Annotated in this window: 31 protein-coding genes and 1 other annotated feature; of the genes, 2 read left to right on the forward strand and 29 right to left on the reverse strand. The window is 35.7% G+C overall.

What is annotated here, in order from left to right; translation table 11 throughout:
* Positions 1 to 40 precede the first annotated feature (40 nt).
* The 8 genes from ACZ2M0_RS04980 to ACZ2M0_RS05015 form a co-directional block, all read right to left on the reverse strand.
* Positions 41 to 811, reverse strand: coding sequence for a hypothetical protein (locus tag ACZ2M0_RS04980; RefSeq protein ID WP_490058740.1), 771 nt, complete (start codon positions 809 to 811; stop codon positions 41 to 43).
* Positions 812 to 813: 2 nt separating this feature from the next.
* Positions 814 to 1,452: a hypothetical protein gene (locus ACZ2M0_RS04985; protein ID WP_490058741.1), complete on the reverse strand. Its 639-nt coding sequence runs from the start codon at positions 1,450 to 1,452 to the stop codon at positions 814 to 816.
* Between the two features lie 30 nt (positions 1,453 to 1,482).
* On the reverse strand, positions 1,483 to 2,442 hold the full coding sequence (locus tag ACZ2M0_RS04990; RefSeq protein ID WP_490058742.1) for an SLAP domain-containing protein: 960 nt from the start codon (positions 2,440 to 2,442) through the stop codon (positions 1,483 to 1,485).
* A 284-nt stretch (positions 2,443 to 2,726) separates the two neighbouring features.
* The gene (locus ACZ2M0_RS04995; RefSeq protein WP_490058743.1) at positions 2,727 to 3,821 is read right to left on the reverse strand and encodes a C40 family peptidase; all 1,095 of its coding nucleotides are present in this window, start codon (positions 3,819 to 3,821) and stop codon (positions 2,727 to 2,729) included.
* 75 nt (positions 3,822 to 3,896) lie between these two features.
* A complete protein-coding gene (locus ACZ2M0_RS05000) occupies positions 3,897 to 4,916 on the reverse strand; it encodes a C39 family peptidase (protein ID WP_490058744.1) in 1,020 nt (339 codons plus the stop codon).
* Between the two features lie 134 nt (positions 4,917 to 5,050).
* Positions 5,051 to 5,998, reverse strand: coding sequence for an SLAP domain-containing protein (locus ACZ2M0_RS05005; RefSeq protein ID WP_490058745.1), 948 nt, complete (start codon positions 5,996 to 5,998; stop codon positions 5,051 to 5,053).
* Between the two features lie 11 nt (positions 5,999 to 6,009).
* Positions 6,010 to 6,579: a L,D-transpeptidase gene (locus ACZ2M0_RS05010; protein ID WP_490058746.1), complete on the reverse strand. Its 570-nt coding sequence runs from the start codon at positions 6,577 to 6,579 to the stop codon at positions 6,010 to 6,012.
* A 31-nt stretch (positions 6,580 to 6,610) separates the two neighbouring features.
* On the reverse strand, positions 6,611 to 7,633 hold the full coding sequence (locus tag ACZ2M0_RS05015; protein WP_490058747.1) for a D-alanyl-D-alanine carboxypeptidase family protein: 1,023 nt from the start codon (positions 7,631 to 7,633) through the stop codon (positions 6,611 to 6,613).
* Positions 7,634 to 7,761: 128 nt separating this feature from the next.
* Here ACZ2M0_RS05015 and ACZ2M0_RS05020 point away from each other — a divergent pair, with 128 nt between their 5' ends.
* A complete protein-coding gene (locus tag ACZ2M0_RS05020) occupies positions 7,762 to 8,901 on the forward strand; it encodes a C40 family peptidase (protein WP_490058748.1) in 1,140 nt (379 codons plus the stop codon).
* Between the two features lie 118 nt (positions 8,902 to 9,019).
* On the opposite strand, the gene rplL is transcribed toward ACZ2M0_RS05020, so the two are convergent.
* The 21 genes from rplL to ACZ2M0_RS05125 all read right to left on the reverse strand — a co-directional run bounded on the left by rplL (position 9,020) and on the right by ACZ2M0_RS05125 (position 25,126).
* Complete coding sequence (rplL, locus tag ACZ2M0_RS05025; protein WP_045928398.1) at positions 9,020 to 9,385, reverse strand: 50S ribosomal protein L7/L12; 366 nt, start codon at positions 9,383 to 9,385, stop codon at positions 9,020 to 9,022.
* A 41-nt stretch (positions 9,386 to 9,426) separates the two neighbouring features.
* Complete coding sequence (gene rplJ / locus ACZ2M0_RS05030) at positions 9,427 to 9,936, reverse strand: 50S ribosomal protein L10 (RefSeq protein WP_045928399.1); 510 nt, start codon at positions 9,934 to 9,936, stop codon at positions 9,427 to 9,429.
* A gap of 39 nt (positions 9,937 to 9,975) precedes the next feature.
* Positions 9,976 to 10,099: a sequence feature (ribosomal protein L10 leader region), on the reverse strand.
* A gap of 33 nt (positions 10,100 to 10,132) precedes the next feature.
* The gene (gene phoU, locus ACZ2M0_RS05035; protein WP_187153825.1) at positions 10,133 to 10,807 is read right to left on the reverse strand and encodes a phosphate signaling complex protein PhoU; all 675 of its coding nucleotides are present in this window, start codon (positions 10,805 to 10,807) and stop codon (positions 10,133 to 10,135) included.
* A gap of 15 nt (positions 10,808 to 10,822) precedes the next feature.
* Positions 10,823 to 11,578 carry a phosphate ABC transporter ATP-binding protein PstB gene (gene pstB, locus ACZ2M0_RS05040; RefSeq protein ID WP_278954926.1) on the reverse strand — a complete coding sequence of 252 codons (756 nt, stop codon included), beginning with the start codon at positions 11,576 to 11,578 and terminating at the stop codon, positions 10,823 to 10,825.
* Between the two features lie 14 nt (positions 11,579 to 11,592).
* Positions 11,593 to 12,393, reverse strand: coding sequence for a phosphate ABC transporter ATP-binding protein PstB (gene pstB / locus ACZ2M0_RS05045; protein WP_109586558.1), 801 nt, complete (start codon positions 12,391 to 12,393; stop codon positions 11,593 to 11,595).
* Positions 12,394 to 12,403: 10 nt separating this feature from the next.
* Positions 12,404 to 13,297, reverse strand: a complete 894-nt coding sequence (gene pstA, locus ACZ2M0_RS05050; protein WP_045928403.1) for a phosphate ABC transporter permease PstA — start codon at positions 13,295 to 13,297, stop codon at positions 12,404 to 12,406.
* Positions 13,298 to 13,304: 7 nt separating this feature from the next.
* Positions 13,305 to 14,297, reverse strand: coding sequence for a phosphate ABC transporter permease subunit PstC (gene pstC / locus ACZ2M0_RS05055; RefSeq protein ID WP_490058749.1), 993 nt, complete (start codon positions 14,295 to 14,297; stop codon positions 13,305 to 13,307).
* 1 nt (position 14,298) lies between these two features.
* Positions 14,299 to 15,165, reverse strand: coding sequence for a phosphate ABC transporter substrate-binding protein PstS family protein (locus ACZ2M0_RS05060; RefSeq protein WP_187160554.1), 867 nt, complete (start codon positions 15,163 to 15,165; stop codon positions 14,299 to 14,301).
* Positions 15,166 to 15,305: 140 nt separating this feature from the next.
* Positions 15,306 to 15,998, reverse strand: coding sequence for a 50S ribosomal protein L1 (rplA, locus tag ACZ2M0_RS05065; protein ID WP_045928405.1), 693 nt, complete (start codon positions 15,996 to 15,998; stop codon positions 15,306 to 15,308).
* A 70-nt stretch (positions 15,999 to 16,068) separates the two neighbouring features.
* A complete protein-coding gene (rplK, locus tag ACZ2M0_RS05070) occupies positions 16,069 to 16,494 on the reverse strand; it encodes a 50S ribosomal protein L11 (RefSeq protein ID WP_034980336.1) in 426 nt (141 codons plus the stop codon).
* 126 nt (positions 16,495 to 16,620) lie between these two features.
* Positions 16,621 to 17,169, reverse strand: coding sequence for a transcription termination/antitermination protein NusG (nusG, locus tag ACZ2M0_RS05075; protein WP_109586561.1), 549 nt, complete (start codon positions 17,167 to 17,169; stop codon positions 16,621 to 16,623).
* Positions 17,170 to 17,271: 102 nt separating this feature from the next.
* Positions 17,272 to 17,442: a preprotein translocase subunit SecE gene (gene secE / locus ACZ2M0_RS05080; RefSeq protein ID WP_045928406.1), complete on the reverse strand. Its 171-nt coding sequence runs from the start codon at positions 17,440 to 17,442 to the stop codon at positions 17,272 to 17,274.
* 3 nt (positions 17,443 to 17,445) lie between these two features.
* The gene (rpmG, locus tag ACZ2M0_RS05085; protein WP_187153829.1) at positions 17,446 to 17,595 is read right to left on the reverse strand and encodes a 50S ribosomal protein L33; all 150 of its coding nucleotides are present in this window, start codon (positions 17,593 to 17,595) and stop codon (positions 17,446 to 17,448) included.
* A 178-nt stretch (positions 17,596 to 17,773) separates the two neighbouring features.
* Positions 17,774 to 17,992 carry a P8 family protein gene (locus ACZ2M0_RS05090; RefSeq protein ID WP_045928407.1) on the reverse strand — a complete coding sequence of 73 codons (219 nt, stop codon included), beginning with the start codon at positions 17,990 to 17,992 and terminating at the stop codon, positions 17,774 to 17,776.
* Positions 17,993 to 18,062: 70 nt separating this feature from the next.
* A complete protein-coding gene (locus tag ACZ2M0_RS05095) occupies positions 18,063 to 18,638 on the reverse strand; it encodes a sigma-70 RNA polymerase sigma factor region 4 domain-containing protein (protein WP_490058750.1) in 576 nt (191 codons plus the stop codon).
* Between the two features lie 210 nt (positions 18,639 to 18,848).
* A complete protein-coding gene (gene rlmB / locus ACZ2M0_RS05100; protein WP_490058751.1) occupies positions 18,849 to 19,604 on the reverse strand; it encodes a 23S rRNA (guanosine(2251)-2'-O)-methyltransferase RlmB in 756 nt (251 codons plus the stop codon).
* Positions 19,591 to 20,016 (reverse strand): Mini-ribonuclease 3, encoded by a 426-nt coding sequence (locus ACZ2M0_RS05105; protein ID WP_490058791.1) that lies wholly within the window; start codon positions 20,014 to 20,016, stop codon positions 19,591 to 19,593. Before ACZ2M0_RS05105 ends, rlmB begins: the two co-directional genes overlap by 14 nt.
* Positions 20,017 to 20,026: 10 nt before the next feature.
* A complete protein-coding gene (cysS, locus tag ACZ2M0_RS05110; RefSeq protein WP_187160550.1) occupies positions 20,027 to 21,451 on the reverse strand; it encodes a cysteine--tRNA ligase in 1,425 nt (474 codons plus the stop codon).
* Between the two features lie 173 nt (positions 21,452 to 21,624).
* Entirely contained in the window at positions 21,625 to 23,124 is a 1,500-nt protein-coding gene (gene gltX / locus ACZ2M0_RS05115) for a glutamate--tRNA ligase (RefSeq protein ID WP_490058752.1), read from the reverse strand.
* Between the two features lie 73 nt (positions 23,125 to 23,197).
* On the reverse strand, positions 23,198 to 24,574 hold the full coding sequence (gene radA, locus ACZ2M0_RS05120) for a DNA repair protein RadA (protein WP_490058753.1): 1,377 nt from the start codon (positions 24,572 to 24,574) through the stop codon (positions 23,198 to 23,200).
* The gene (locus ACZ2M0_RS05125; RefSeq protein WP_490058754.1) at positions 24,575 to 25,126 is read right to left on the reverse strand and encodes a dCTP deaminase/dUTPase family protein; all 552 of its coding nucleotides are present in this window, start codon (positions 25,124 to 25,126) and stop codon (positions 24,575 to 24,577) included. It abuts the gene before it with no gap.
* Positions 25,127 to 25,234: 108 nt separating this feature from the next.
* Between ACZ2M0_RS05125 and ACZ2M0_RS05130 the strand changes: the two genes are divergently transcribed.
* Entirely contained in the window at positions 25,235 to 25,549 is a 315-nt protein-coding gene (locus ACZ2M0_RS05130; protein ID WP_490058755.1) for a hypothetical protein, read from the forward strand.
* The last annotated feature ends 5 nt before the right edge of the window (positions 25,550 to 25,554 follow it).

Consider the following 25,554-nt stretch of genomic DNA (forward strand, 5'->3'; position numbering starts at 1 on the left):
GTTTAAAAGATATTTTCCAACATAATTAGTTTCTTGGATATTAGTAAATACCGTAAAGCATGCGAAACTTCACATAGTTTTTATATTTCTTAAATTTATCTATTTTAAAGAATATATAATGATAGCCGTAACTGGGATCATTTATCTCAACATCAACAAAACGAACTGTATCCATAAAATCAGCTACAGTATCTTTCATAGTATCAGAGGTATCAATCTTCCAGTTGTGATAAAAATGTTTTTGCTTTTTAGATGCAAGAAAATCTGTTTCGTTACCCTTTTTTAATTTAAAATCACCTTTTGGATCAATAAAATCTTTATAAAAAGCTTTAAGCAAAATATCAGGAGTTAATTTAATTCTTTTGACCTTGATATTCTGTTTTTTCTTAAAAGCTATGCCATGAATTATTGCATTATCTCTAGTTTTATAGTGCATAATGAAGTTACCCTTTGAAAAGTCGGCACTAACCGCGTGAGCCTTTAATTGTTTAAATCTCGGATAATATGAAGATTTAACTGGTTTCATATTTTTAGTGTATTTGGTATATCCACTATGATCGGTGACAACATAACCATTCATATGAATCCAGGGATTCTTAGCATAGGCTTTTTTAGAGGCCTTTTTTTGTAATTTATAGCAGTAATCATACTTTTTAGGATGTTTTTTTGGAATTAGATGCTTAAGGCTATGAAAATTGTATTCATTATAGGATGCCTTTATTTCAGAACTTTTTGCAGTAAACGGCAAGGTTAGACTGACTAGTCCTATAGTTATGTAAGCCAAAATTTTGGCAGGTTTAAGATGTTTCATTTTTACCTCAAAGGACGTTTAATATTATTGAAATTATAGTTGCTAAATTTTTTGGCTAATTTTTTAGTTTCGAAGTAAACTTTTTCTGTATCTTCACCTGACCCTAGTAAGGCATAGTATTTTTTATCTTTTACTTTGAAAGAATGTAAAGATAGAAAACGATAGTCTGAAATTTCACCTAATTTTGTAAGAGGAGACGTCTCTACAATCCATTCTCTATTACTCCGCTTTACCCAATAGCCAGCATAATTATTTGTGTAGCCTTTATTATTTTTACCAACCCATTTCAATGGCATTTGCCAAGGATATTTATTTTTGCCCTTAATTTTGCCTATAACCCATAGCGGATTATAAACACCTTTACTGTGGACATAGTTATCATAAGTACTTTTAGCAACTAGCCCATGAGCATATAAACGCATCGTATAAAAATCATTTTTGTTATTATATTTATACCACTGTCCTCGCCATTTTTTTGGAACTTGAAATTTTTTTACAAATCCATATTTATTTCCAGTAGCCGCCTCAGCAACATGAATAGAATCCGCTTCTACCAGATTACCGCCAAAAATTCCAATTAAGGTAAGACTTAGCAAAAATTTATTACTAAATTTAGCAAGTAATTTTAAAAAATTTTTCAATGTATACCCCCGATAAATTCATGGTTTGCTTTAATTATATTTAGGCGCCTTTTGAATTAAGCCTTTGATAGCTGCAGGATTAACACCATCAAACATGCCTTTAGCATCACTTACATTACTAATATCCCATCCAGTTAAGTTGAGCTCAGTTAACCCACTGTCACCAAAGAACATATTTTTTGTAGTAACATCATCTTCATGTTCCAAAGCGTATAAATCCCAACTACTTAGATCTAATTTTTCTAATTTAGGATCATTAGCAAACATACTGTCAAAATCAGTACATTTACCAGCGTATACTTTTTCTAGTCCCGAAATATCTTGCAAATTAGCAAAGTTAGCAAAAAGGTGATCTGAAGTATTATTATCCAAAGAAACATTTGTATCTATACTAATATGTTCCACTTCACTAATTTTTAAGTTATTCCCCTTGTTTAGCTTAGCTCCATTTATCTTATCCGCAATACTCTCATCATAACCAAGAGTATTGTTTTCGCCATACGCAGAAATGTGTACTGTCCTAGTTGCTGGAGAATATGTTAAGTTACAATCACCAAATTCACCTACTTTATATAATTTATTTGATGAAGAATCATCTCCTACGGGCTTACTAGTAGAACTATTGTTATCTTTAGAATTTGAAACATTGTTTGGTAACTTAGACTTTATAAATCTAGCATTTGTAGCGACAATGTATAAACCACTGCCTATTCTGTAATATTTACGATGTTTAATATATTTTGTGCCATAAACTTTTACACGTTTACCTTTTTTGTAAGCTTTTAATTCTAAGCGGTGACCTTTTTTATTATAGATATATGCCTTCTTTGTCAACTTAGCTTTTTTTACTGAAGCTGCTTGAACAGTCTGAATGCTTTGTGACTGTTTTGGCAAAATAGTTAAGGCAGTTCCCCCAAGTAGCCCTAAAATTGTCGCATTTATTATTAATTTTCTACTCAATTGATGCTTTTTATTATAATTAGAATTCATTTTTAAAGTTCTCCTTCATCTAAAATTATATTAACTGGTTGCACTTTAAATTCTATTTCTTAAGTGTTAATTAATCAACATAAATTACATTATAATTTGATATTTTTTTAAGAACAATTTATTTTAGTATATAAAAAATAGATATATAAGTTAAGCATATTTTTATCAAAATTTTCGTACTATGCCTGTACTACATCAATCAAAAAAAGCACTAAACTAATGAATAGTCTAGTACTAAAAATTCATTTTTAGCATTCTGAAAAAAATAGCTTAAATTTTTTCTATCACATTTGATGAACCTTTTGAGTTTTTGTTACTGGAAATACACGTTTAGCATAATAGTATGGGCGAAAATTGGCATTCCATACTGTTACGCCAGCATTAGGCCAAGAATGTAAGACTTTATTATTGCCTAAATAAATCCCTACGTGATAACAAGTTGGCTTTGGTTGACCATAAAAAATTAAATCTCCCCGCTTTAATTTATTAAGGCTAACCGTTTGCAAAGTCGGACTTTGAACAAATGAACGACAGCCCCATTCATGAGTAGCATGCCATCTCGGGTTAGCAGGAGAAGGATCGATTCCTGTTGCATACATACATTGCATTACTAAACCAGAACAATCTACAGAAGTGCCTGGTTTTTTGGTAGTAAAATCAACCCAAGCTGTACCAGCATTTTTATATTGGTAACCGCGCTTAATAAAAGCATTAACATAATCATTTCTGCTTGAAGCATAGCTTAAGCTTTTATCAAGTGGACTGGTATAGAAACCTTTGAGATGTAAACTCTTCATATGCAATTGACGATACCTTTTTGGTATTTGATAACGCCTGACAGTTTTTATAGTAATTTTACTACTCTTTGCGGCTGTGGCATCTTTTGTTTTAGGAGCATAAAATCTCCAAGTTGAATGTTTATGATGATACCAAGATGAAGGGTAAGTTATTTTAAAGCTTCCATCCTTATTTGTTGAGAGCTTTTTAACATTAACATATTTTTTGCCATTCCATTTTTGCAAACTGACTGGTCTTTTTTCATGGCTATTTAACGCTACCTGATCAGTGATTTTATCGCCGGCTGTCCATTTAAATTTCGTATGCAATTTGTTAAATTTTGTTTTAATTTTTGCAGGAGCTTTAGGTTCTTCTGTGGGTTTATTCGAATTTTCAGTATCACCTGTATTATCAGATTGTTTAGAATCGTCAGCGTTATTTGTCTCATTGGTATTATTAGTTAACTGATTATTTTGATTATTTTGTAACTCACCAGTTTCTGGTGATGTACTAGTTTGAGCATTAACAACTGAAGTAGTTCCAATATTTGCAATTAGAGTAATAGCAGCAATGCCCAAAAATAATTGCTTTTTATATTTCATATTCTTTCCTCTTTTTCAAAAAATAAGATACAAAATAATAATATCATAAAACTATTATTAGAGCGTTAAAACATTTTAATAGCTCAGCGCTCTGTACCCATCACGACTCCAGTAGCTGGTAAAAGTTGCACTATTAATTTGAGCTTTCCCCCCTGTCCACGGATCATTGTAATAAAGCTGCTGATTATGATAGCCGGTCAAAGTGAGTGCGTGATTAGAAAAACCGTCCATACCATTAACCCAGACAACTACTAAATGAGAGTGTAGCAATTTATTTTTAATTGCACTTAACCCACAACTAGTCATAATTTTAGCCTTGCCCAGATACTTTTTGACAACGCCCTTTAGCCCACCAGGTGCTACCCAATAACCTGCAGGATAAGCTTTGTAAGGAGAACCAATGAAACCTTTGTTGGGATTACTGCTACGAGGAGTTTCATTAGCAATTTTTAATTTTGACACTTTTTTACCAGCAAAATTAATCATCATTGTAGCTGCCGTCATTTCACATCCTGTTGGTAATTCTGGTCTTTGAGAAATACATTTAGCATAGTTTTTTATACCCTTGACTACTCCTTTTTTAATCCAATAATAGGCTTTTCTGGTAGACACTGATTTTTCACTTCTTTTGCCGCTAGGCTGGTAGTAACTATAGGTAGATTTATGGGGCGTCTTTCTCAGCCCATTGAGCAAAACACCATGCTTATTAAACAAATAATGATATTTTTTTATTTTTACTAGTCCTTTGACTTTTCTATTATTTTTGTAAAAATATTTTTTCTTTTCCCTTTTGATCCAACCCTGTTTAATTTTGGGTTTTACCAGTGGAGTCGGTTTATTTTGCTCTTTTTTCAGCGTTTCATTATCAGTATTCTGCTTATTTTGGTCACTATTACTATCTACAGTTTCATTATCATTTGCACTAGTACTGTTATTGTTTTTATCAGTAGTTTCATTTTCAGCAGTAGTATTATTTTGAGCATTAATTGTTGTATCTTCAGAAAAATCGCTTGAGTCCGCTTTTACGGGATTGGCAATTTGTATTTCGAACAAAGAGACAATTAATATCAGCCCCAAAATGTATCTTTTTTTCATTAGATTTACCTTTAATAACAAAGGTTACATTGCAAAAATATTCAGTTTGTGATGTATATTAAAATTATTAATTAAATCACTTGTTGTATTTCATTGTTATTAGGCAACCTTTGACGAGTCTACATTTTTTTTACTTAATATGTAACTCCAACCGATGAATAAATTTGATCGCTGTTGTTATCTACTACTGCACCAAGTCCAATTGTCTTATCCTTAGGATTAAGCAGAATGTCACGGTGGCCCCAATTGGATGCAGCGTCATCATAAATATATTCATAAACCATGTTATCGGCTACTAAAGCACTAGTGCCACCATGTGGGGCCTCAACAAGCTGGTTGCTTGAATGATCCATTGTCCAACCCCAAGGAAACATCGCTAGACATTCAGAGGTACTGTTACGACTAATTCCGGCCTTATCAAAGAAGTCATTTAAGATAAATTTTCCATTCGCATCCACATGAGCAAAATTATTAGGCAGTAGTTTGGTCCTTTCCTGTACAACTTCATCTAAACGAGAATCTTCTGTTACTGTATTTAACCCCCGTTTTGTTCTTTCATTATTTAATTCTTTTAAAAACTCTTGCCTAAATTCACTAATTGAAAAATCAGCAATTGAGGAATTATTTTGAGCAGGTTGTGTTGTGCCTGTATTAGCTGAACTTGCTGGTTTATTAGTATCTACTGGATTGGCAGAATTGCCTGAATTAGATTGAGTAGGTTGATTTACAGGCTGTTTTTGTGGCTTTTTAACCTTTGACTTAATATTTGCAACATCTTTTACCAGAACAAATCTATTTTTAGTTACAAGATAGAATTTTTTCCCTTTTATTTTCTTAGCTTTTTTAACAACTGTTAGCTTCTTGCCCTTTTTTAAAATCTTTTTCTTTAACTTCTTGCCTTTTTTATTATAGTAATATGTTCTTTTTTTGACTTTTACCCTTTTAACAGCTGGTGCTTTCAAAACCACACTGCTGGAAACTTTCTTAGCTTCTGTGGTCGTTGAGCCAAAAGACAGACCGCTTGCCATGCTTGTAAAAGTTAATAGTACTGCGACAGTTTTACGATAATTAAATTTTTTCATTGCTTTCTCCTTTATTTAATAATAACTCTTAGTCCAGTTGGTGCTTTTTGATAGAACCATTTTGCATCGCTTGTGCTTAAATGAATACAACCATGAGAGGTTGGCTTTTTACCTAATTTGTTAGCTACCTTTTTAATTAATTTATGATGAATATTCCGCGGATTTTCATGAAAAAGATATAAGCCGCCTTGCAGCCAGCCCACCGCAAATCTTGCACCCATTTTCTCACTGGCAGAATAAAACCACGGTGCCCGATAAGTATTAATACGAAAATGTCCCTTAGGTGTTGAGTTATGTGCTCCAGTTGAAACATAAAATTCGTATCTGGTTTTGCGACCACGGATCAAATACGCGCGTTGCTTTTTTAATGAAACTACTATCTTATCTTTTTTAGCGCTCATCCCATGAGGATATGGTTTAATTTCAGAAGATTTAGTATAACTAATCGGTTTACGCATATATTCTCGTGGAATTTCACTAACGGATTTTGCAAAGATTTTCTTTTGCCCAAAATTTAATATGAATCCACCAAGAATAATTAAAAAGCTAACTATTACAAATTTATTCTTTTTTATTTTCACTATCCATTACTCACCTTCTTTAATATGTCGACTAACTACGATGCTTATACGTAAATTTTACTAATTTATTCGCATCCGAAAACTCATCTTTGTCATGCAGTACCACTACAATCCGTCCGTTGCCCTTGTTACAACTTCCAACAAAGCAATAGCCTGATCGCGGTGTCCAGCCTGTTTTCATGCCATCGGTTTTGAAGGATTTAACGTTATATTTACGACCAGGTAACGTATCATTATAGTTATGTAATTTCTGGCCTGCCACATACATCTCAGGTGTGGCAAAAAATTTCATCAAACTGGGATAATCATGAGCAACATGATAACCAATTATTGCTAGATCTTTTGCCGACAATAAGTTTCCTGAACTCCAAGCACCTTTAACATAATAACCATAAGGTGCTAAATCACTGTTTTCAAGCCCTGAAGCTGATACGAAATTTGCAGAAAGATGCCATAGCTTTGCTTGTTTGTTCATCATTTTGATGAATTTCTTATTTGAACCTGCAACCCATTGACCCAATCGAATTGCAGAGTTATTGTCGGAATCAATTATTGCTGAAGACATGATCTCTTTGACAGTATACTTTTTTCCTTTTTTTACATGAAAGCAGTTAAGGTTGGGATTCTTGGCCATTTTTACCAAAGGGCTGGAAAACTTGAGCTTTTTTTGCCAATCATGCGGATTACGGGCAAGCTTGCGCCTGGCTAAATAAATTGTCATTAGTTTCCCAGTAGATGCTGTTAAATAGCACTTCTTCGCATTTTTTGCCAACAGTACTTCTCCAGTCTTACGATCCAAAACTAGGTAAGCTTTTGCTTTGGTTTTAGGCTTTTTTCCATGAATATACTTAGTATATTGGCCAACTGATTTGTCTTGATTGTGACTATAAACTGTAGTTTTATGTTTTTTCTTTTTAGTTTTTTGATCCACTTTATTGTTTGCACTATTGCTGTCAATTTGAATGGTTTCATCAGACTGAACTACAGAAGCGCTAACAAAAAAAGCTGCTATTATAGAAAAAAGTCCAAAAATAAACTTATTTTTGACTTGCACCTATACCTCCCTAAACATTTTCAAATTTAAAATCACAAGTGATATTTTAAAATTAATTAACTATAAATTTCATTATATTATAAAATGGTAAATGTAGTTAAATTTTTTTAAAATTGATTGGAGCTAAAATGTTAAGCAAATCAAAACTATTTTTAGTGGCTATCAGCTTATCGCTTATGAGCACATTTATTTTTAATGAAAGAGTTTCTGCTGCAACTACTAATACATCAAGTATTGTTGATCAGCAGAACAATGAGCAAAAAGAGCAAACTCAATCTAATTCTGACACTAGTGATGATTCTAATTCTGACAATAATCAGATAGAAGATTCTAATACGAACGATAATAACTCTGGTTCAAACGGGGCAATTAACACTAATAAAAAGCACAAAAAAGTGCCAAAGGTTGTCTATTCTAAGAAAAAAGGTAGTGGTAAAATTTACCAAACCCATTATCGCTTTAGTAAAACATTAACTGGCAAAAAGCTTTCAGCCAAAAATTGGTATAAAAGACAAATTAGTTACAGCAAATTAGCCAAAACTAACAAAGGGACTTTTGTTAAGACAAAGTACGGATGGTTAAATAAAAAAGCTTTCAATCAGTTTCTATTAACTAAAAATAAAATCAATTATAAAATGAAAATTGTCAGAAATGCCAAATTGTATAACTTACCTGCCCACACTAATGATGCCAGAAAAATAGGAACTAGCAAAAATTTGCATTTGAAGAATAAATGGGTTCATGTCAATATGATTGCCCATACTAACTTGTATGCAGTATATTATCGTTTTAAACATCGGGGACAAAATTATTGGATTTTAGGCCAAAATATCAAATATAATTTAAAGGCTCTAGAAGGCAACAAAAAGTCGCTTGAACGCACTATCAAAATCGGTGAAAAAATGATTGGTTATTCCAAATATGACGAAAAATCAAGACATTTTGACTGTTCTAGTTTTATGAATTATCTTTTTACTAAAGCAGGCCATCATCTAGGATCAACCACATTTAGTCAATGTTATAATGGCAAACCCGTTAATTATAAAAACAAAAAACGTGGCGATCTCATTTTCTTCGATGATAAAGACGATGGTCATTTAGCCCATGTTGGAATGTACCTCGGAAAAGGATTATTTTTACATGATAGTCCATACACTGACAACGGTGGGGTTGGAGTTTCCAGTCTGCAAGACAATTTCTGGAACTCACGCAATTCAAAGTATTTATCAGTTCACTATCCTGATGGTATTGTCAGAAGAATTATGTAAAAAAATAATTAAAAGCCTTTAGCTTAAGTCCAATTTTAATTAAATCTCTTGAAAAATAAAAAGACGTATTTGCAAATTGCAAATACGCCTTTTTTTAACTTGTCCGATTGGACTACAATTATTTCAATGTAACTGTAGCACCAACATCTTCAAGCTTAGATTTAATGTCGTTAGCTTCATCCTCAGAAACGCCTTCCTTAACGTTCTTAGGAGCGCCATCAACAAGATCTTTTGAGTCCTTAAGGCCAAGTCCGGTAATATCACGGACAGCCTTAATAACCTTAACTTTTTCTTGGCCAGCTTCTGTCAATTCAACATCAAATGTTGACTTAGCAGCAGCTTCGCCACCAGCAGCACCTGCAGCAGCAACTGGAGCAGCAGCAGAAACACCAAATTCATCTTCAATAGCCTTTACCAGGTCATTTAATTCAAGAATTGAAGCACCTTTCAAGTCTTCAATAATCTTATCAGTATCTAAAGCCATACTTATTTATCCTCCAAAATTTTAGATATAAATTATTTTATTTATTCTGCAGATTCATCTTTTGAATCAGCAACAGCCTTAACAGCATATGCGAAATTGCGAACAGGGGCTTGTAATACAGAAACAAGCATTGACAGTAAGCCTTCGCGACCAGGAATGGCAGCAAGTTCCTTGATTTCTTCTTTAGAAGTCAATTTACCTTCCAGCATACCACCCTTAATGTCGATAACATCATAATCATCTTCGTATTTTGAAACGATACGAGCTGGTTCGGTAATGTCATCAGCATTATCAGTATAAATTACAGCAGTAGGACCTACAAAAGTCTCATCAAGACCTTCTATACCGGCCTTAGCAGCAGCACGTCTTAAGTAAGTATTCTTAACAACCTTCATGTTAACATCGTTTTCACGAAGTTCCTTACGCATGTTAGTAACTTCTTCAACAGTTAAACCCAAGTAGTTAATTATTAAGATTGCTTTAGCAGCTTTAAGTTCTTCAGCAAACGCATCAACGAACTTTTCTTTTTCAGCAATAGCAGCTTTACTCAATCGATTTCACCTCCATCAAATTTAATAATAAATTCCATCAGGCCCAAATAAAAACTCCATGCCAAGAAAGACATGGAGCTTTAAACTCATCAATATCTTCTGGCCTCGGCGGGAAATTAAGGCGTCATGCCACCCGAGTCTTAGGTAGAATTTACTTTATTAAATATAACAGGAATATAACTTAATTGCAAGCTAATCAGTTCTTTTTCGGCTTAGGTTTTATTAACTCAAATAATTCACCTGAAGTTTTGTAAATTACCCAACTGGCCAAGTTCACAATATGATCACTTATTCTCTCTAGTAATCTGATGATAACAAAGTAACTGGCAGAAGCTACAGCGGCGTCAGGTTCTTGTTCTACACCATCTATAATCATTTGTCTGGCATTCTTATAATCTTTAAAAACCTTAGCATGTCCAAGTACCATTTTTCTAGCATCTTTTTCATTTTCTTGAACATAAGCAGTTAACACTTGAACCAACATTTCACGCACTTGATGGGTCATGTTGGAAATTACTTTTTCAACTTCTGGCAGACGTGGATTACCTTTGACTCTGACAGTTTCAACGGCAATACTGTTTGCATTTTCGCCAATTCTTTCTAAGTCCGTTGTAGCTTTTAAGATACTAATAACAACGCGAAAATCTGTCGCAACCGGCTGTTGCAATGCCATTAATTCCAAAGCCTTTTTTTCGATCTTGACAGCTTCTTTTGCGACTTCCTTGTCTTCGGCAATCATTTCTTGCGCCGTCTTTTTATCATGTTCAACGAATGAACGCGTACCCTTGTCAATCAAATCATTGACCAAGACTCCCATTTCCATAAACTGAGCGTTCAACTTTTTCAGTTCATCTAAAAATATTTCGTGCATAATCCACCTCCAAAATTAGCCAAAACGGCCGTTAAGATAATTGTTTGTTATTTCTTTTTTAGGTGACAAGAACATTTCTTGTGTCGAACCTGATTCAATCAATTCACCATTCATTAAAAAAGCTACCTGATCTGAAACCCGACTCGCCTGTTGCAAGTTGTGTGTCACCATAATAAAAGTATATTTCTGTTTCAAAGCCATTAACGTTTCTTCAATTTCTGAACTTGATATTGGATCTAAAGCAGATGTCGGCTCATCAAGTAAAACAACTTCCGGTCTGATTGCCAGAGCCCGAGCTATACAAATACGTTGCTGTTGTCCTCCTGAAAAAGCAAGAGCATTACGCTGCAAACTGTCTTTAGTTTCATTCCAAATTGCAGCTTGCTTCAAACTTTCTTCAACACGCTGTTCAATCAAATCTTTATCTTTAACACCAGCTATGCGTAAACCATAAGCTACATTATCAAAGACGGAAAACGGAAACGGCGTGGGCTGTTGAAACACCATTCCCACCTTCTTACGTAGAGCAACTAAATCAATATGAGAGTGATAAATATCTTTTCCTTCTAAAAGTATCTCACCAGTAATATTAATATCGTCAATATCATCATTCATACGATTTAAACAGCGCAAAAAGGTAGATTTGCCACAGCCAGATGGTCCAATTAAGGCAGTCAATTTTTGAGCGGGAAAAGCTAAACTTATACCATGTAAAGCTTCAAAACTGCCATACTTAAGTTTAACATTTTTAGCCTCCATCACATTTGTCATCAATAACGCCACCTTTATCCAAAACTACCCTGAATGTACTTCTCAGTAATTTCACCTTGAGGGTTGGTGAAAATATTTGTAGTAGTATCATATTCTAACGCATGTCCCAAGTGAAAGAATGCTGTATATTCACTAATTCTTGAAGCCTGCTGCATATTATGCGTTACCATAACCATGGTATATTTCTTTCTCAACTGCTTTAAAGTATCTTCAAGCTTAGCAGTAGATACAGGATCCAAAGCACTAGCAGGCTCGTCAAGAAGTAAAATTTCGGGTTTTAGAGCAATCGCTCGCGCAATGCATAGTCTTTGCTGCTGACCCCCTGATAGTGCCAATGCACTTTGGTCGAGTTTATCCTTTACCTCATCCCATAAAGCCGCAGCTCTGAGACTTTCTTCTACAATTTGATCCAGTTTCTTTTTATTCTGCTGACCGTTTGCTTTTAAGGCATAAGTGATATTTTCTCTAATTGACTTCGGAAAAGGATTAGGCTTTTGAAAAACCATTCCAATTGCCTTCCGCAATTCATAAACATTAATTTTGTTCTGATTAACATTAAGGCCATGAAACATAATTTTGCCGTCAACTCGTGCTACCCGATCATTCATACGATTAAGTGAGCGCAAAAATGTTGATTTACCTGAACCAGATGCTCCTATTAATGCAGTAATTGTATTTTTCTTAAAGCCTAAGCTAACATCAAACAACTTTTGAACTGTACCACCATAGAAAACACTCAAATCAGTAGTTGAAATTGCACAGTCATCTTCAGGAAAGGTCTTAATGTAGGTTTTTTGTTTTTGCCAATTTTCCATAAGAACCCCTTTACTTTATTCTTGCGGCAGTAAGCCGTTTATAGATCCAGTTTCCCAACGCTCTAGCACCGAAGTTAAAGATAATGACAACAATGACTAGCAAAGCAGAAGTAGCAGCTGAAACCACATTCACATCCGGAATTATCCCTTCAGTATTTACTTTCCAAATATGTACAGCTAGCGTTTCTGCTGGACGCATTACATTCAAAAAACTAGTAGGACTAAACATATTCCAGTTAGAATAATCAACCGTTGAACCACTTTGCCCTGCGGTATAAATCAAAGCTGCAGCTTCACCAAAAACACGTCCAGCGCTCAAAATAACACCAGTAATTATTCCTGGCAGGGCTGCTGGCAATACAATGCCGTGAATGGTCTTCCAATTAGATAAACCCAGAGCCCAGCCAGCTTCTCTTTGAGTTTGAGGAACACCTTTAATGGCTTCTTCAATATTACTAGTAAGAGTTGGCAAGTTGAAAAAAGTTAGTGCTAAAGCACCAGCGAGAATTGAAAAGCCAAATCCGAACTGAACCACAAATAAAAGATAGCCAAACAGACCAACAACTATTGAAGGTAAAGAGCTCAAAATTTCAATCGTGGTTCTGATTAACTGAGTGAACCAGTTATCAGGAGCATATTCGGCTAAATAAATGGCAGCACCGAGTGCAATTGGCATAGAAATTAGTAAGGTAAGTAATAAAAGATAGATAGAATTAAATAATTGGTCTCTAATTCCACCGCCTGCTTCAAAAGAGGACGATTCTGAACTCAAGAAATGCCACGATAAATGCGGTAATCCCGAAACTAAGATATTACCAAGAATACCAACCAAAAGAAGTACAACGATTCCAACTAAGAAATAAATTACGCCAGTAGCAATTCGGTTAGTTTTTTTCGCATTCATAATACCACTAACCCTTCTTTCCGATCAGATGAACTAAGAAATTGAACACAAGAGACATTATTAATAGCAAAAGTGCCAAAGACCATAATGAATTGTTAGGCAAGGTACCCATAACAGTATTGCCCATTTGACTAGTCAACTGACTGGTTAATGTTGCTGCTGGGCTAACCAAGTTATATGGCATTAAGACTGCATTCCCGATTGCCATTTGCACAGCTAAAGCTTCACCAAAAGCACGAGCCATACCGAAAATAACGGCTGTCATGATACGTGAGCGAGCTGCTCTCAGCACAACGTGATATATAGTCTGCCATTTCGTAGCACCAAGAGCTGCTGAAGACTTTCGCAAATCTTTGGGAATAGCTTTAAACGCATCAACAGTAAGAGAAGTGATTGTGGGCAGAACCATTACAAAAAGTATTAAAGTGGCAGTCAAGATGCCAAAGCCTGTTCCACCAAAAATAGTTCTGACAGCTGGAACAACTACCATTAAGCCAATAAAGCCATAAACTACAGAAGGAATACCTACTAAGAGCTCCATTACGGATTGCAGTAACTGCACTCTCTTACCAGATTCATATTCTGTCATAAATAGTGCCACGGCAATCGAAAACGGAGTTGCAATTAGTGCTGCCAGCAGCGTTACGGCAAATGAAGTGACAATCATTGCTGCGGCACCCACATGATTTTTACCAGCATTAGGATTCCAGTCAGTAGAAAACAGAAAATGGAAAATGTTCACTTTATCATCAATAAAGGTTGCTAACCCATGCATGCCAACAAAACCAATGATTGCAACTATTAATATTCCTATTAATATAATTGCCAAAAATGTTAATCCTCTGCCCCACCATTCTTGTCGTGTTTCTTTTGATGGCTTAGTTAAGCGATCAACATCAATATTTTTGGGATCAATACCTTTGAACTTAACATGTGGTACTTTTTGTTCGGCAAGAGCATTCTCAACAACTTGTTGTAAATCTTGTTCTTTTTTTGCCATTTTATTTACCTATCTTCGTAATTTTATTTTGACTATCACGCGCAACTTTCATTTCATGTACACTTATATAGCCAATTTTAGGAACTAAATCTTTTTGAACTTTTTTACTCAATACGTATTTAATAAAAGCTGCAGTAGCCTTATTCGGTTTACCTTTTGTATACATATGCTCATAAGACCAAAGTGGCCACTTGTTCGTGGGTATGTTTCTATTATCTGGTTGAATATTATTTATACTTATTTTTTGAATATTTTGGTCATTAGCATAGGGAAAAGAAATATAAGAAATAGTACCCGGTGTAGAATTGACAATTTTTTTGACAGTTCCATTTGAATCCTGTTCTTGAGAATTAATTGCTTCTTTTCCATTTAGAACCAAGTCCTCAAATGTCGATCGCGTACCACTTCCACGAGAACGGTTGATCACAATAATTGACTGATTTTTACCACCTACTTGACGCCAATTTTTAATTTTACCAGTAAAAATATCAGAGAGTTGTTTAGTAGATAAATTTTTAACTCCGACACCCTTATTTGCAATTGGCACAATACCAACTACTGCCACAGGGTAATCTTCCAGTTTCTTTGCATCAATGCCTTTTTGCGTTTCAGCAAAAACATCAGAAGTACCAACTTCAACGGCCCCTGCTTGCACTTGGCTTAGTCCTGTACCGGAGCCACCACCTTGGACTACAATGTTGCTGCTCATGTGGGCTAGGTGATAGTCATTGCCAGCTTGTTCTATTAAAGGTTGTAAGGCACTGGAGCCAACAATAGTAATTTTTTCTCGGTTTTGACTGCAACCTGTCAAAAATAGGGACATAAATAATATTAATGTCAGCAGTCTGCCTAAATTACTTTTTTTCATATAAAATTCCCTCAATTAAACAAATAAAATTTAGCTCTAGTTTATCAAAACTTTTACCTTTGACCAATCATAAATACTCGTAAATAGATAAAAAAAGCAACCTGCTCAATCGCAAAGTTGCTTTAATTAATTGTTCAATTTTAGTCCAGATTTAATGGATCAAGTTTAATCCCAGGTCCAAAGGTTGCAGCTACAGCAACACTCTTAATGTATTGACCTTTAGCAGCAGATGGACGCGCACGTAAAATAACGTCACGCAATGCATCAAAGTTTTCAATTAATTGTTCATCAGTAAATGAAACTTTACCAATCGCTGCGTGAATAGCAGCTTGACGGTCAACACGGTATTCAACCTGACCAGCTTTTACATTCTTAACGGCTTTTTCAATATCCATTGTAACGGTACCAGTCTTAGGGTTTGGCATCAAACCTTTTGGTCCAAGCACACGACCTAAACGTCCAACTTTTGCCATCATTGTTGGTGTAGCAACCACGACATCAAAGTCTAAGTAACCGTTTTGTACTTTTTCAACTAAGTCGTCAGAACCAACTTCATCAGCACCAGCAGCCTTAGCTTGTTCAGCTTGAGGACCCTCAGCAAAAACAATGACCTTTTGTGTCTTACCAGTACCATTCGGCAAAACCAGTGAGCCACGAATTTGTTGGTCTGCTTGTTTAGGGTCAACGCTCAAGTTGTATGAAACTTCAACTGAAGCATCAAAGCCTGCGTATGAAGTTTCTTTAACTAACTTCATTGCTTCAGCAACTGAATATAATTTCTTTGAATCTACTTTTTTAGCAGCTTCTAAATATTTTTTACCATGCTTTGGCATGTGATTTCCTCCTTAATATGTGGTTAAGCGAGCTAAAGCTCTCCCACCTAAATTGTTATAAATAACAGGATTAGTCTTCGACTTCGATACCCATGCTTCTAGCAGTACCTTCGATCATCCGCATAGCAGCTTCGACATCAGCAGCGTTAAGGTCCTTCATCTTAGTTTCAGCAATTTCCTTAACTTGATCCTTGGTTACCTTACCAACTTTCTTGGTATTAGGTTCACCGGATGCCTTGTCAATCTTAGCAGCCTGCTTCAAAAGTACTGGAGCTGGTGGAGTCTTAGTTACGAATTCGAATGAACGATCTTCATATACTGTGATGACTACAGGAATAATCATGCCTTTTTGGTCAGCAGTTCTAGCATTGAAGTCCTTAGTAAAGCCAACAATGTTAATACCAGCTTGACCTAAAGCTGGACCAACTGGAGGAGCGGGTGTTGCAGCACCAGCTGGTATTTGTAATTTAACAACATTTATAACTTTCTTTGCCACGGTCAAAACCTCCTTGATTCCGTGCGTGGTTAAAATGGAAAAGTTACCTACTTTTCCTCCCACAATAATAAAAGTACTTTAATATATTATCATCGATTTAGTAATTTTGCAATAAATGACTTATTACTAACTAATTTTCTTTACTTGATCATAATCAAGCTCAGTGGTAGTAGCACGACCAAACATGTCAACAGAAACAAACAATTTGTACTTATCAGGTTGAATTTCAGTAATTTTGCCTTCAACACCGTTAAAGGCTCCATCAATAATCGTAACTGTTTCACCAACTTCAAAGTCAATTTGGGGTCTTTTAGCTGGTTCACCTTGTTGACGTAAAAGCCTGTTGACCTCGTCTTCTAGAAGTGGCGATGGCTTAGAGCCACCGCCGTGTGAACCGACAAATCCTGTTACGTTTGGTGTGTTCCGCACAACAAACCAACTTTCATCGGTCATTACCATTTCAACAAGAACATAACCAGGGAAGATTTTTTCTTCGACTTCTTTTTTCTTGTTGTTAACCTTTTCAATCTTTTCTTGTTCAGGAACCATTACTCGAAAAATATAGTCTTGCATCCCCATGCTTTGAGCTCGTGACAATAAGTCTGATTTGACCTTGTCTTCGTAACCTGAATAAGTGTGAAGCACATACCATTGCTTTTTAGTAGTTTCTACCATTATTACATATTCTCCTTATATTTTTGGCAAACAAAAAAGCCTCTTGCGTCAGAGGACTTTTCTAATTAATATAATTGTACCACAAATCAATCAGTTGCGCTATTACATAACTATTTGTGTAACATTAGTAAATAGCAGATCAAGTAAACCTAAATACGCAGCAAACAAAATCGAGGAAACAATTACGATTGCAGTGTCGTGCCGGTTTTGTTTTGCTGTTGGCCAAGTAACCAGCTTCATTTCCTCAACTACACTCTTAAAGAATTTAACCATAATTTACCTCGTTTCTTTGTGTAATGTCATTTTACCGCAATGCTTACAATATTTTTTTAATTCAAGTCGCTGAGTGCGATTCTTACTTGCAGCGATTGAGTAATTACGAGAGCCGCAAATGCTGCAAGCTAATGATGCTTTTTTCACTGCCATAATCTCACTTCCAAACTATTGTATTTTAGCAAAAATGGCTAACTTAAGCAATTAATTTAATAATTACTTGTAAATCTTACTTATTACATAACAAAAGCAGCTGCTCTTTCAAGCAGCTGCTTAAGAGTGGCCAAACAAATGCGTGACCACAGTGCGTAGAACATTGTATTAGTCGGATTTACTTCTTAAGATTTTCATTAACAAAGGATTCGATTTTATCGTCAGAGTCTTTCAGGAATGGAAGCATAGCTTCTTCCGTCTTAATGGTATCTCTGCCATTCTTTTCCATAAAATAATCCCAAAGGGCATCTCTAACTGGAATATCTGAGTCACTCCAGTCAAAAACTTCTTTCATGTGACGATCCAACAATGCAGTCTTCATAACTTCATCTGCCATCTTAACTACCTCCTAAAATTTATTCTACAATAACAATTATACCGCAATTTCTAGATGTCAACTATAAAAACTAATCGAGCAATGTTTGGCGCATTTTTTGCGCCAGACGTGAGCGTGCTCTTGATAAAGTTAATTTACTAATTTTTAGTTTCTCGATAACATCTTTTTGTTTGATTACACCCAATCCTACTAACAATGCATTAGCCTCTAAAGTAGACAATCTGCCTGTTAAAATAGCAATATTTTCACTTAAAGGAATTTCTGGTATAGAAACAAATGATTTATTTAATGGCATTAAATTGTTTTTCTTGGCTGTTTCTAGCGAAACTGATTGTTTTAACGCCTGCCTGCGATAGGCATTATCATATCTCACAAGTGAACGTGCATGATTAATCAGTCGTGTTTTAAAATAGCTGCCAAATTTTCCTTTATTAAAGTCAAAACTTTTTGCCGAAGCATGACAAATAATCATTGCATCCTGTTCCCAATCTTGGTTGTCATAATAGCGCACATGATACATGCTTTTAACTTTGTTAATCAATGGCTTATAGCGAAAACATAAATCTAATAAAGCTTCATCCTCACCATTTTTTATTTGCCTAATAAGTTCCGCCTCACTTTTAACATTTGTTTCAGTATTCTTCATTTCTTTTCTCCTATTTAAATTTTTATTGAAGAATACAGTACCTAATAAACCTCAAAAATCGAACCTAAGTTCAAACTCGGCAACTATTTTTTACTGTTAGCTCGGCTGCAACAAAAAACTAAATTTGTTGAAACCGCATTAAATAAAAAAGAGAATATTACTTTATTTGGCTATAAAAAAACACTCTGATTGGTCAGAGTGTTAGAAAAACTATTTAAGAGGATTGCGGCTGTTAAGCATCTGGTAAAGCAAAACACCTGTCGCGACACTCGCGTTTAGTGATTGCACATGCCCGACCATAGGCAAGGTCAGCATTTGGTCCATCTGTTCTTTAAGAAGGCGTGAAATTCCTTTGCCTTCATTGCCGATTACCAAAACAGTTTTGCCATTACTGTTCCACAGACGATAATCTGTACCTTTCATATCAGTACCAAAAAGCCAATAGCCACGTTTTTTCAATATCTTCGCAGTTTGCACCAGATTATTTACCCTGGCTACCGGCACGTAATCAATTGCTCCAGTTGAAGTTTTAGCTACAACAGAAGTTAATCCGGTAGCACGTCTTTTAGGAATGATAATGCCGTCAACTCCAGTAGCATCTGCTGTTCTCAAAATGGAGCCTAAATTATGAGGATCTTCAATTGAATCAAGCATCAGTAAAAACGGTTCGTGATTGCTGCGGTCAAATCGATCGAGCAGTTGATCCAGATCGGCATATTCAAAACTAGCTACCGTTAATACCAAACCTTGATGATTCTCACCTTGCACCAGTCTATCCAATTTATTTTTGGGTACCGTTTGGACAATTAACCCCTTCTGCTTAGCTAAGGTAAATACCTGATTGGCAAAATTTTCTTTAATGCCCTGCTGTAAAAATATTTTGTTGATATGATCGGCATCTTGGGTTTTTAAATAATCCAGTCCTGCATGCCTGCCAAAAACAAAGTCTTTGTCACTTGAAGTCATATTCCTCTATGCCCCCATTTTCAATAGTTTTAATACACCATTCGGTCAGCTGCTCTATACGATCTTTTTTGTTCAAGAGTTCTAAGTATCCCCAAACAGCTTCAAAACCGGTGGATAATTGATAAGTAGCTAAACTGGTATTTTTTGCTTTAGTATAAGTTTTCGAATTTCGACCGCGGTGAAAGGTTGCCACTTCATCTTCAGAAAGCAAATTTTCTTCCTGAAGTTTGGTAATTAATGCTGCCTGCGCTTTGGCCGACACATAATGAGTAGCTCTTCTTTGCAATATTTGGGGTTTAACAATACCGCATTTAATTAAATGTCGCCTGATAAAAATTTCATAAACAGCATCACCTAGATAAGCTAATGTTTGACCATTTAGAGTATCCGGATTAACATCACTTTCTGTCATTTTTAGAGTTTTATTCACGTAGCCACCTTGTTCCTTGTGGTGTATCTTCAACTGTAACACCCATTTGTTTAAGTTCGTCCCGCAACGCATCGCTTTGTGCCCAATCTTTGTTTTTACGTGCTTCTTCACGTTTTTTAATTAGTCTCTGAACTTGCTCATCATCATTTTGATTTTCAGCGGTAATTAAGCGCTGTACATCTATCCCGAAAACAGCTAACCAGCTTGTCAAAAGTTTAGCCGCTTTTTTAAGAGCATCTTTATCAGCATTTTCAGCATTAATATTGGCATTAATTTCCGGTAATAAATCGTAAATGGCAGTTAAAGCATTCTGAACATTAAAGTCATCGTCCATAGCATTAATAAATTTATGCTGTGTCTCTTGAATTTTATTGTCTAAAATTTCTGACTTTTCACTATCTGTTTCATCTTTTAGTCGATATTCAAGATTGTTAAGAGTATTCTTAAACCTCTGCAAAATAATTTGTGCTTGTTTTAAATTATCAGTCGAATAATTAATTTGTTTTCTATATTGAACACTGGCCATAAAGAAGCGCAACACTTGTGGATCAACTTCTTTTAGCAAATCATGCACAGTTACAAAATTATGCAGTGACTTGGACATTTTTTCTGCATCTGCTCCAACTGTAACAAAACCATTATGCATCCAATAGTGAACAAAGGGTTTACCAGTTGCTGCTTCACTTTGAGCAATTTCATTTTCATGATGAGGAAATTCCAAATCTTGACCACCACCATGAATATCAATTGTTTCACCTAAATATTTTGTAGCCATTACTGAACATTCAATATGCCAACCGGGACGGCCCTTGCCCCAAGGAGAAGCCCAAGCTATTTCATCAGGTTTCTTTTGCTTTTTCCATAAAGCAAAATCTATTGGGTCCTCTTTACGTTTTTGTTCTTCTTCATTAACATGCTCAGAAGCACCCTCTTCAAGCTCTGCAAGATTTTGGCTGCTAAGAGCACCATAATTTTTAAATTTTCTGGTACGATAATAAACATCACCATCTGACTCATAAGCATAACCCTTAGAAAACAGCTTTTGGATAAATTTAATAATTTCGTTGACTTCGTGAGTTGCACGGGGATTTTTAGTTGCCGGCTTAACGTTTAAAGCTGAAATATCTTCACGATATGCTTTAATGTAGCGCTCAGCTAATTCAGGAACAGTAACATTTTCAGCTTTAGCCTCAGCGATCATTTTATCGTCTACGTCAGTAAAATTGGACACAAAATTTACCCTAAAACCGCGAAATTCTAAATAGCGCCTAATGGTGTCAAAAGCAATAACGCTCCTGGCATTACCAATGTGAATATAATTATATACAGTTGGTCCACAAACATACATTGTTACCTGACCTGGGTTTATCGGCTTAAATTCTTCTTTAGTATTAGTTAAAGTGTTGTAAATTTTCACTGTGGCTAACTGACCTTTCTACATTCTAAATCTTATTTTACCAGAAACTTTAATCAATTTTTTAACCAAAAGTTTACAATCTTGTTTTTTGCCATAATCACGTTTTGCCTAACTGCAAGTTAAAACAGCGTATTACTCTCATTTAATAATAGAATAATACGCTGTTTTGATAACTATAAGCCGTTTTCACTCATTTGCTTCAGAGTTAAATCTAAATGTTCTAACACCCGTTTTTTGCCTAACAGCTCCATAGCTTCACCAATTCCTGGTCCCACCATTGATCTGGTAGTAGCAATTCTAATTGGCATGAACAAACGTCTGCCTTTAATTCCTGTTGCCTTGCGAGTTGCTTGTACAGCATTCATTATTTGAGGAGCAGTAAACCGTGGAATCAAATCAATTTGCTTCTTAAATTCTTCAATTACCGGTCTAGCTTCATCTTTGCGAATTTCTTCAATTTCCTTGTCACTTAAATCTTTAGGAGCATTAAAGAAAATTTTTGCCAGGTCAACGATCTGCTTTGTATATGACATTTGAACGGAATAGATGTTAACTAACTGTCTAACCCATTCCATCTTTTCAGGGGTCGGGTCGTTTTCAACCAAATTTGCTTCCTGCAAATTATTAAGTGCTAAGTCTAAAAGCGTATCACGATCGGCCTTTTTAATATACTGGTTGTTAATCCACTCCAACTTCTTCTGGTCAAAAGCTGCTGGGGAATTTGACAGACGTGAAGGATCGAATTGCTTGATCAATTCTCTCTGGCTAAAGATTTCGTTTTCACCTACTGGTGACCAGCCGAGTAACGTAATAAAGTTAAACATTGCATCAGGCAGATAGCCAAGGTCTCTGTATTGCTCAATGAATTGTAAAACAGATTCATCACGCTTTGAAAGTTTTTTACCAGTTTCAGCATTAATAATTAAAGTCATGTGACCAAATTTTGGCGGCTCCCAGCCAAGAGCCTCATAAACTGCTAATTGCTTAGGCGTGTTTGAAACGTGATCATCTCCACGCAAAACGTGAGTAATTTTCATCAGGTGATCATCAATTACCACTGCAAAATTATAAGTAGGCATGCCATCGCGTTTTTGAATGACAAAATCGCCACCGATAGTATCAGACTCAAAACTAAGATGACCCTTAACAATATCATCCCAAGAATATGTTTCCATTTCAGGAATATGGATACGAACAACAGGCTTTAAGCCCTTTGCCTTTGCCTGCTCTTGCTTTTCAGCAATCTCATCTGCTGTCATTCCTTCATATTCATACGTGTAATGAGGTGCAATGCCCATTGCACGTTGTTCTTCACGCTGCTCTTCTAATTCTTCCTCAGTTTTATAAGAGTAATAAGCTTTACCTTCATCAACCAGCTGCTTAATGTACTTGTTATAGATGTCTTTTCGTTCAGATTGACGATATGGACCATAATCGCCACCCTTGTCAGGACCTTCATCCCAATCAATACCAAGCCAGTGCAAGTTTTCCATTTGCGACTCTGAACCGCCTGCAACATTACGCTTCTGGTCAGTATCCTCAATTCTCAAAACAAAAGTTCCCTTGTTATGACGCGCAAATAAATAATTAAATAGCGCAGTTCGTGCATTTCCAATGTGTAAGTGCCCTGTTGGACTTGGGGCATATCTTACCCGAATTTTTTGTTTAGCCAAAATTCATGCCTCTTTCAAAAGTAAATATAAACAATTTAAGTTTACGCGTAATAGAAAAAAAGTTCAATGTTCGTTAGCCTAAAACTAGTTTTAAGGCTTGCGGAATACTTGAAATGGGAATAACTTCAATTCCAGCATTCTTTAGACTTGCGCGCATATTGTGCTTCGGAATAAAAATACGCTTAAAACCGGTTTTAGCAGCTTCTTTAATACGTGCATCTATTTGGTTGACGCGTCTGACCTCACCAGTCAAGCCAACTTCACCAACAAAACAATCAGTTGGCAAAATTTCCTGATTTTTATAACTTGATGCGATAGCCATGACGACAGCTAAGTCAACTGCCGGTTCGTTCAAGCGAATTCCACCAGTAGCAGTTAAATATACATCCTGATTTTGCAACATCAAGTTGCCTCGTTTTTCTAGAACAGCCAGCAATAATCCCGCCCGATTATAGTCAATGCCCGAAGTAGTTCTTTTGGCATAACCAAAAGCTGTGGGCGTAACCAAAGCCTGAATTTCTGCCAAAATAGGTCTTGTTCCTTCAAGAGAGACAACAATCGCGGAACCAGTAGATTTGGGCAACCGTTCATCTAAAAATATAGCTGAAGGATTAGTAACTTCTTTTAAACCTTTATTAACCATTTCAAACATGCCTATTTCATTAGCAGCACCAAATCTGTTTTTTACAGAATGTAAAATACGGTAGGCATGGTGTTCATCACCCTCAAAATAAAGAACGGTATCTACCATGTGCTCTAGGATTTTAGGACCGGCAATCGCGCCTTCTTTTGTAACATGGCCAATAACAAAAACGGTAATAGCATCCATTTTGGCAATCTTCATTAGTTCACTAGTAACTTCTCTTACCTGTGAAGCTGATCCCGTCATTGAATCTAAGCTTGGTTCATTCATTGTCTGAATTGAGTCAATGACAACAAAATCGGGCTCTAGCTCGGAAATTTGTTGGCGAATGTCTTCCATGTCTGTTTCAGGATAAAGCATCATATCATTAGCTGGCAGTCCTAAACGGTCAGCCCGTAGCTTAATCTGATTGGCTGATTCTTCCCCCGAAACATACAGCACTTTATATTGATTTGCTAGTTCGCTCATAATTTGCAACATTAAAGTTGACTTGCCAATGCCAGGGTCGCCGCCAATCAAAACTAATGAACCTGGAACAATACCCCCTCCTAAAACTCTGTTAAGCTCTTCCATACTGGTTTGTATACGTTCTTCTTTTTCTGCCTTAACATTTCCTAATTTAACCGGTTCACTAATTCCGGTTTTCTTGATAAGCCTGCTGGGACTGCCTTTAGTTGAACGATTTTGCACTGCTTCAGTTTCCTTTTCAAACTGATTCCAGGCACCGCAATTAGGACAGCGGCCTAAATAGCTGGCAGAAATGTAACCACAGGAACGACATTTATACTTGGTCTTTAGTTTTGCCATTTAGCTTCCCTTCTTGTTTGTGGACCCAAAGCCACTTATTCTTTGTCTGTCGATAGGAACATCATTATCAGATTTTAAATAATGAATAAAAATTCCCTGACCAATTCGGTCACCTTGATGAATTTGAATAGGTCGTACCCCATAGTTGATTAATTGAACAAAAATCTCGCCTTCATTAGCATCATTATTATAATAATCAGAATCAATGACACCAACCCCATTTGGCAGCGCGAGGTTTCTTTTAAAAGTGTTTGATGACCGATTTGCCAGCAATAACACTTCATCATCCGGCATATATGCTTTCACTCCTGTGGGAATTAAAAAAGGTTTAAGGACATGTTCAGCCATTTCATAATCTTGTTCGTATAGTTGGTGACCATTACGGATCAACCTAAAAATACGGACAAAATTAAGCCGCCAAATGCTGGGAATTAATACATCTTTTGCTGCAGCTAAATCATAGCCTGCACTGGCAATCGTTTGTCTTCTTGGTAAAGTAACATTTTTATTTTTATATTTAGATACAATTTCAAAGCCCCGAATCTTTTCCATGTTATCTCCTTTAAAACTTTTAAACACTATTTTACATTAAATTGCAGATATTATCTGAAATCTTATATAATTAGGTACGTAAAATTTTTACTTTTGAAGGGAGAATAAATGTTTAATGTAGATGATCCCCACCAATTTTTTCGCGAAGACGATGATAATGGGGAAATGGTTTATAGTTGGACAATGGACAAAATTGAGCGTAAAGATGCTACAGTTTGGATTATGAATCACTTCTTCGTCAATCCCAAAATGGATAGCAAAAAGATTTTACATGATCAAATGAAAATAGTAATGTTTATTGCTCAAAAATCTCATCTGCCCGTTTGGCCGCTTGATCCTTTAGTTATTAATTACTTTAATGATCATCCAGATTTTGAATCAATTTGGTATCACAAACCAAGTCAAAAAAATGATTCTATCTAGTATTG

Source organism: Lactobacillus sp. VURO6/B1 (VP7) (genome assembly GCF_058139575.1).